This is a genomic window from Synechococcus sp. R6-7 (assembly GCF_047461695.1).
Taxonomy (GTDB): Bacteria; Cyanobacteriota; Cyanobacteriia; order Thermostichales; family Thermostichaceae; genus Thermostichus.
In genome coordinates this window covers 1-6320 of record NZ_JANSHS010000420.1, presented here as the reverse complement: position 1 = coordinate 6320, position 6320 = coordinate 1, and the positions used below count along the sequence as shown (strand labels likewise).

Genomic DNA, 6320 nt, shown 5'->3' with positions numbered 1-6320 from the left:
AGCAGTGTTCAGCGTAAATGTATCAGCTGCCTATTGCAGCATCAAAAAAAGAAAGTCTTCTAGGTTGGTTAGGAAGGTCAGCACCTCAGCGGTTGTTCGTTCTTCATCTGGGGATCCCAACTGGACGGCCTGTTGAATCAGCTCTCGAACCGGCGTTGGCCCTTGGAGCAGTGGCGCCAACCAGCTCACTTTCTCGGCAGGGATGCTGATCCGCCCGTGGGTGGCCCCTGTCCACTGCATTTCGTAGGGCCGCTTCTCTTGCAGGGCTTTGCTGTACTCCTGGCGAAAGCGGGGGTTGTCCATCAACAGGGGATTGAATTGTACGGATCCCGACAGCCAATCTTCGTCACTCCAAGGCAGCACCGGCGAAGAGCCGGCATGCTCCGCCCAAAAGTCGATGAGGCGATGGACAGGGCGAAGGAGTTCATACAGATGCAGCCGCTCCATGATGCTGAGGGTTGCCAACCGCTGCCGCACAAACTCAGGCACCTCTTTAAACAAAGACTCCACCGACCAGTCGGGCCTATCCACCAAACTCAAAAAGCTCAACCCCGCCTGCTGCAACATGCGAAACAGGTCGGGGATCGTGAACCCCTTGTCGTTGGAGAGTAGGTAATTATTCATAATGGCCGCATCTTCGGCATAGTTGGCCGGGTTCCAGAGCACCGCCTGGGCCACTTCTTCTCGCAGGGATCCCATAAACTCCCGCACATTCTTGGCCCCTACTGCTGGCGGAACGTCAAATTGCCCCACCTTTTGCAACCCCTCTTGCAGGCGGAAAAACACCTGCCGTTGGTAGCGGCTGTGGAGATTGGCCCGGATGATGCCATCGGGCTTGAGGACATTTTTCATCGCCCGCAGGCCCTCGGTGGGATCCTCCAGCAAATACAAAACATCATTGAGGCTGATGAAATCGAATTGGATCCCCAGGCGATCCAGCTCCAGCAGATTGAGGACATAAAATTCGGCATCTGTGAAGCCGTGGTGGCGCAGGCGTTCCTCGGTAAGCTTGACCGAAGCCGGAGACAGATCACAGGCAACGATCTGGGCCCCTGGATTGGCCTCAGCCATCATCAACGTTTCCCAGCCGGAGCCACAGCCGGCATTCAACAACACCTTGCCCTCTGGCGGGACGATGGTATGGGTGCGCAGGTACTGAGCCGTGGTGTAGCTCATCTTAAACATCTCCGGCAAGGCATTGCGAGCCGTCTGCGAGAGGGGCACATTAGGGTAGGGCAGAGCCTCGTAAAGGCTCAAGGCTCGTTCCAAAGCGGAGAGGGCAGAGCTGGCCATAGGCAGGGGAAAGGCTCAACGGTTCAATTTATGATTGAGTGTAGCCCTGGTCGCGACAGCCTCAGGGATCCGCAAAAAACTTGCCATGGCTACTGCTTCCTTGCCCCGTCGTCGCTCTCGCTTCTCCCTGGCAGGCACTCTGGCCGCCGTTGGGGGGGCGTTTCTGTGTGGGATCCTGGTGGTGCGGCTGCAGTTGCCGATGCTGGAGCGGATCAATCTGGGAGAATTGGAAAATGCCGAGGCCCGCAAAAACCGCAACATTGCCCTGGCCAATACGCTGGGGTGGCTGGGCTACCGTAACTTGGGGGCTTCCTGGCTGTGGCTGGAGCTGATCCAGTACTACGGGGATGCACCGGCTCGCACCCAGACTGGCTATGGCCTGGCCTACGACTACTTCGATCACATGCTGCGGCTGGATCCCCATTTCCTCTTGGGCTACCGGCTCTCCAGTTTGGTGTTGGCCTATCGGGCCGGCCAGCCGGAAAAAGCCGTCGAGATTTTGGATCGCGGCTTGCAGCAGTTCAACCCCCAAAACAACCCTGACGCCTGGCGACTTTATGTGGATCGCGCCCTACTTAACTTTATGTTTCTGGGGGACGCGGAAGCGGGCCGCACCGATTACTACCAAGCTGCTGCCTGGCGAGAGCAGGTGGGCCTGCCTGGAGATGAATTTCGTCAACTAGGAGATAACATCGCCCGCAGTCCTCTCAGCCGCCGTTCCCAATTCGATGTTTGGCTGAGCGTGTATAACTCCACCACCGACCGGGATACCCGCCTGTACGTCCTGGAACAACTGGCCCAATTGGGTACGGTGCTGCAAACGCTGCCTACGGGGGAGATCGAGATCCTGCCCCCTCCTCTGCCCGACTTCCCCGACGAAGAACCCTATCGCTTGCGCCTGTGATTTGGTCCGGGGGACAAAGATTGCGCCTTAGGGCTGTGACGTTGCCCCAAAAGGTGAGCTAAACTCTAACCCAAATTAAGCCGACCCCACGAGCCGACTCTTCGAGAGCCGCAGCTTTTCGTGGGAGAGGTTCGCTTTTCCGACGTAGGGAGCAGCTGGCTCTGTTGCCTTTGCCAGGGAAGAGCAGCAGCCAGCCTCACGGCAATCCCCAAGGACGCTCTGGGATTCCGGTTTGTTCCCCCAAACTTCTCTATCTTATTATTTCTTAACTTTTGTTCTTGTTCTGCACAATAGGAGTGACCCCCATGACCTCAAGAACTTCCCTTCTGATGACTGTGGCTGTCCTTTCGGGCAGTTGGCTTGTTCTTCCGGCGGCAGCACAATCTTCCGGGACGGCCCGGGTGCGGTCGGTGGTGGATGGGGATACCTTCTGGGCGGACTTGAACGGCAGGCCAACCCGTTTCCGTCTGGCCTATGTGGATGCGCCGGAGCTGACCCAAGGGCGCTGGGGGCGGCTATCCCAAGAGGCTCTGCAAAACTTGCTCCCGACGGGATCCCTGGTGCAGGTGGATACCCTCTATGTCACACCGGAAGGGCTTCACATTGCCCAGGTGTACAACGCCGATGGTTTGGTGAATTTGGAGATGTTGCGCCAGGGTCAGGCGGTGGTTTACGAGCGCTTTTTGCACGGGGCCAATCGGCAACGCTACCTAGAAGCCCAAGAGGCGGCCCAAGCGGCGCGGTTAGGCTTCTGGCAGCAACGCAATCCGGTGATGCCTTGGGAGTTTCGGGAGACGGCCACGCAAACCTCGGCCTTTGCGGGGGTCAATGTTTTGGATGGTTCTTTGATTCGTGAAAATCCGGCGGCGGCTGCGGGTGTGGGGATTGCTACTGCGGTGGTGATGGTGGGTCTGAGCAAGGTGCTGTGGAGAAAGCCCAGCCGACAAAGGGTGAGCATCCGGCAGATGGAGCGGGATCTGAAACAATTGCAGCGCAGCCTGACCACAGCCCTGGCCAGTCGCAAGCAACTGGAACGGCGGTACGACGAAATTTTGCAAAAGGCCGAAGATTGGTTTGTCAGGGCTGAGAAAGCCAGCCAACAGAACCAGGATGACCTTGCCCGCGAGGCTTTGGTTCGGCGCAACCAGCACATGAGCGCAGCAGAAGCGGTTCGCAAATCTTTGGATGAAGTTGAAGCACAGGTGGCAACCCTTCGCGAAGGCATTTCCCGCCTAGAAAGCCAGATCTCGATGGCCAAACTGGAGCGGGAGATGAACAACTGACGCCAACGCGATCCAGCCCAACTCTTCCTTGGGAAAGGGGATCCCCGGATCCCCACAGTCGGGCTAAGGCAAGGACGGGGGCAGACTTTGCAGGATGGTGCGGACGACTGCGGCCGAGTTGAGCGCTGCTGTTTGAAAAAAGCTCAAGAAATCCGTATCGTCCCCTGCATCGCTAACCGAGCGCACCAGCAAACAAGGGATCCCGGCTTCTTGCGCTACTCGCACCACGGCTGCCCCCTCCATCTCCACAACCAAAGCGCCGGTGCGTTCTCGGATTTGTCGGCGTAGGTCTGCGTCGGCCACAAACACATCGCCGGTGGCCACCAAGCCTTGATGGATGACGGGATCCCGGCCTTGTAGGGGGTGGAGAGGGATCCGCTCGGGATGGGCCACAATCAGGTCGTAGAGGGCGCTATCGGCCTCGGCCAGTGGGTGGCGCAGCTCTGGGATAAAGTCGATCCCCAAGACAAAGCCCTCGGGTCGTCCGGTGCCAAAGTCGTGCTCAATCGCCGCATGGGCCAGCACCACATCTCCCATGTGCAGGTGATCGGCCAAGGCCCCGGCCACACCGGTAAAAATGATCCCCTGCAAAGGGAAATGGGCCACCAACAGAGCCGCCGTGGTTGCCGCCCGCACCTTGCCCACCCCACCTTGTACCACCACCACCGGTTGCCCCGCCAGGGATCCCTGGTGGAACTGTCGCCCCAGATGGGTATGGATGGAGCAGGTTTCCATTGCTGCGGTGAGCATGGCCACTTCCTCGGGCAGGGCTCCAAGAATACCAATGGCTTTCTGGGGGAGATGAGATGGAGATTCCATAGAGCTTCCCTCAGGTTCTTCGAAAGACTTTTGAACAGGCTCTCTCTCCAGTTGGCGGGGGGGATCGCTTGCCCTCACCTGTCCGGCCACTTAGTGAACCATTGCCAACGGTTTCATTCTCGCCTGAGTTGAGGATCCCAAAGCGATGACCGGATAGGTCGGAGTCTTAGGCGGTATAGCGGTATAGTTGAGGTGGTTGGATAGGGAATAGGGGGAAGACCATGGTCTACAGTGAGCCGCTCATGAGCACCTTTAACCCTTCGCCAGAGGTTTTTCCAGAGCCCCTTCGCTGCGTTGAGGTTGTCTCGGCGGTGGTTTCCAGCCTCAAAGAGGATGCGGCCTACGAAAACCATGAGCAGGGACACACCTGGAAATTCACCTACGGCACGGCAGAAGTGTTCGTCCATCTGAGCGGCGAATCCCCAGAAGACACCCTTTTGGTATGGTCTCCCGTTCTCTCTCTGCCGGTGGCAGAACCGGCCAAGCTGATGCAGAAGCTCCTGGAGAAGAATTGGAGCGACACCCTAGAGGCGCGTTTTTGCATTTGGAACAACCAGGTGGTGCTGAACCACTACCGCACCTTGGAAGGGATCACAGCGGGCGAAATTTCCCGGGCCATCACCATTGTGGCCAGCTTGGCCGATGAATATGATGAGCCCCTCCAGGCGGAGTTCCCCAAAGTTTAAGGTCTGGCTTTGCCAGGATGGGATCCCAGGGATACTGGCTCCCCTACCGCGTGGCCTCTGGGGCCTGGCAAATGGAGCAGGATGCCTGGCTTCTGCAGCGGCTGCGCCATGACCCTCACCCCTGCCTGCGCTTTTATGGCTGGGATCAGCTTACCCTCTCGCTGGGACGGCACCAGGTTTGGCCAGATCCCCTGCCAGGGATCCCGATTGTGCGCCGACCCACGGGGGGAAGGGCGGTGCTCCATCAGGCGGCTGAGGATGCAGCAGAGCTGACCTACAGCTTGGTGTTGCCCCTTTCTTACTTGCAAGCCAGGTTGCCCAGTTTGCAGCGGGCCTGGGTGTACGACTTCTGTTGCCGCTTTTGGGTGCAGGGGTTGGCGGAGCTGGGCATTGCCATAGATGAGCCCGCTTTTGCTCACGGCCGAAGCCACCGGGATCCCGGCTACCGCAACAAGACCAGTTGCTTTGCCTCCCGTACCCGTGCTGACTTGAGCTGGCAGGGCAAAAAGCTGATGGGCAACGCCCAACTGTGGCAACCTTGGGGGATCCTGCAACAGGGATCCCTCCTATTGCAACCCAATCTAGAGCTGTGGGAACGGTATCTGCCCGGCTCGCAGGTGATTGGTATCTACGACATTTGCCCCACGGCGCCAGGGATCCCTGCTTTGATCGAACATTTTCTCCAGGCCGCCCGGGAGTGCTTTGAAGTGGAATGGCAAGAAGAAGCCTGGCTCCCTTGGCCGGACTGAGGGCCGGTTGCTGTTAACAATTACCAGCAACAAGAAGCGGCTTGTCTCAACCGTTCCCCAACTCCCCTCTCTCCCTGGGAAAAGGACTGCCAGTCTAGCCGAGACAGCTGTGCTAGAACCTAGGCAGCGCTCAGCCAGGTAAGCCATGCCGAAAGTTTGGGCGGCAGTTTTGCTAGTTGTATCCCTGCTGCCGCAGCCCGCTTGGGCCATTACCCTTGAACAAGTGCCCAACCCCCGCCGTCAGTATGGAGGGTGGGTTTCCGATACCGCCAACATCCTCAGCAGCAGCACCGAAAACGAGCTCAACCGTCTTATCACTCAGCTTGAGCAGCGCACCAGTGCCGAGATGGCAGTGGTTACCGTGCCGAATACTCAGGGATATGCAACACCAAAAGACTTCACCACGCAGCTATTTAACTACTGGGGGATCGGCAAGGCAGGCCAAAACAACGGGGTTTTGTTTCTCATCTCGGTAGGGGATCGGCGGGTGGAAATCGAAACGGGCAGGGGCCTGGTCGCTATCCTCCCCGACAGCCGAGTCCAGCAGATTATCGACCAGCAGATCCTGCCCAAGTTTCGCGATGGG

Annotated in this window: 7 protein-coding genes; 5 read left to right on the top strand and 2 right to left on the bottom strand. The window is 58.4% G+C overall.

Going from position 1 to position 6320, the window contains the following annotated elements:
- Positions 1-30: 30 nt before the first annotated feature.
- Entirely contained in the window at positions 31-1293 is a 1263-nt protein-coding gene (locus NW815_RS12010) for a class I SAM-dependent methyltransferase (protein ID WP_414389131.1), read from the bottom strand.
- A gap of 85 nt (positions 1294-1378) precedes the next feature.
- Here NW815_RS12010 and NW815_RS12005 point away from each other — a divergent pair, with 85 nt between their 5' ends.
- The gene (locus tag NW815_RS12005; protein WP_414389133.1) at positions 1379-2197 is read left to right on the top strand and encodes a hypothetical protein; all 819 of its coding nucleotides are present in this window, start codon (positions 1379-1381) and stop codon (positions 2195-2197) included.
- Positions 2198-2526: 329 nt separating this feature from the next.
- Positions 2527-3480: a PspA/IM30 family protein gene (locus NW815_RS12000; protein ID WP_414389135.1), complete on the top strand. Its 954-nt coding sequence runs from the start codon at positions 2527-2529 to the stop codon at positions 3478-3480.
- Positions 3481-3543: 63 nt separating this feature from the next.
- Here NW815_RS12000 and NW815_RS11995 read toward each other — a convergent pair whose 3' ends face one another.
- Positions 3544-4299 (bottom strand): 5'-methylthioadenosine/adenosylhomocysteine nucleosidase, encoded by a 756-nt coding sequence (locus tag NW815_RS11995; RefSeq protein WP_414357952.1) that lies wholly within the window; start codon positions 4297-4299, stop codon positions 3544-3546.
- Positions 4300-4520: 221 nt separating this feature from the next.
- Here NW815_RS11995 and NW815_RS11990 point away from each other — a divergent pair, with 221 nt between their 5' ends.
- The 3 genes from NW815_RS11990 to NW815_RS11980 form a co-directional block, all read left to right on the top strand.
- Complete coding sequence (locus NW815_RS11990) at positions 4521-4985, top strand: YbjN domain-containing protein (RefSeq protein WP_414328810.1); 465 nt, start codon at positions 4521-4523, stop codon at positions 4983-4985.
- A 17-nt stretch (positions 4986-5002) separates the two neighbouring features.
- Entirely contained in the window at positions 5003-5734 is a 732-nt protein-coding gene (locus tag NW815_RS11985; RefSeq protein ID WP_414389137.1) for a lipoyl protein ligase domain-containing protein, read from the top strand.
- Positions 5735-5879: 145 nt separating this feature from the next.
- A partial coding sequence (locus NW815_RS11980) for a TPM domain-containing protein (protein WP_414416057.1) occupies positions 5880-6320 on the top strand: 441 nt, incomplete at its 3' end.

Excerpts from the sequence above, each read along its gene's own strand:
- NW815_RS12010 (WP_414389131.1), bottom strand. The coding sequence starts at position 1,293 with ATGGCCAGCTCTGCCCTCTCCGCTTTGGAACGAGCCTTGAGCCTTTAC.
- NW815_RS11995 (WP_414357952.1), bottom strand. The coding sequence starts at position 4,299 with ATGGAATCTCCATCTCATCTCCCCCAGAAAGCCATTGGTATTCTTGGA.
- NW815_RS12000 (WP_414389135.1), top strand. The coding sequence starts at position 2,527 with ATGACTGTGGCTGTCCTTTCGGGCAGTTGGCTTGTTCTTCCGGCGGCA.
- NW815_RS11990 (WP_414328810.1), top strand. The coding sequence starts at position 4,521 with ATGGTCTACAGTGAGCCGCTCATGAGCACCTTTAACCCTTCGCCAGAG.
- NW815_RS11985 (WP_414389137.1), top strand. The coding sequence starts at position 5,003 with ATGGGATCCCAGGGATACTGGCTCCCCTACCGCGTGGCCTCTGGGGCC.
- NW815_RS12005 (WP_414389133.1), top strand. The coding sequence starts at position 1,379 with ATGGCTACTGCTTCCTTGCCCCGTCGTCGCTCTCGCTTCTCCCTGGCA.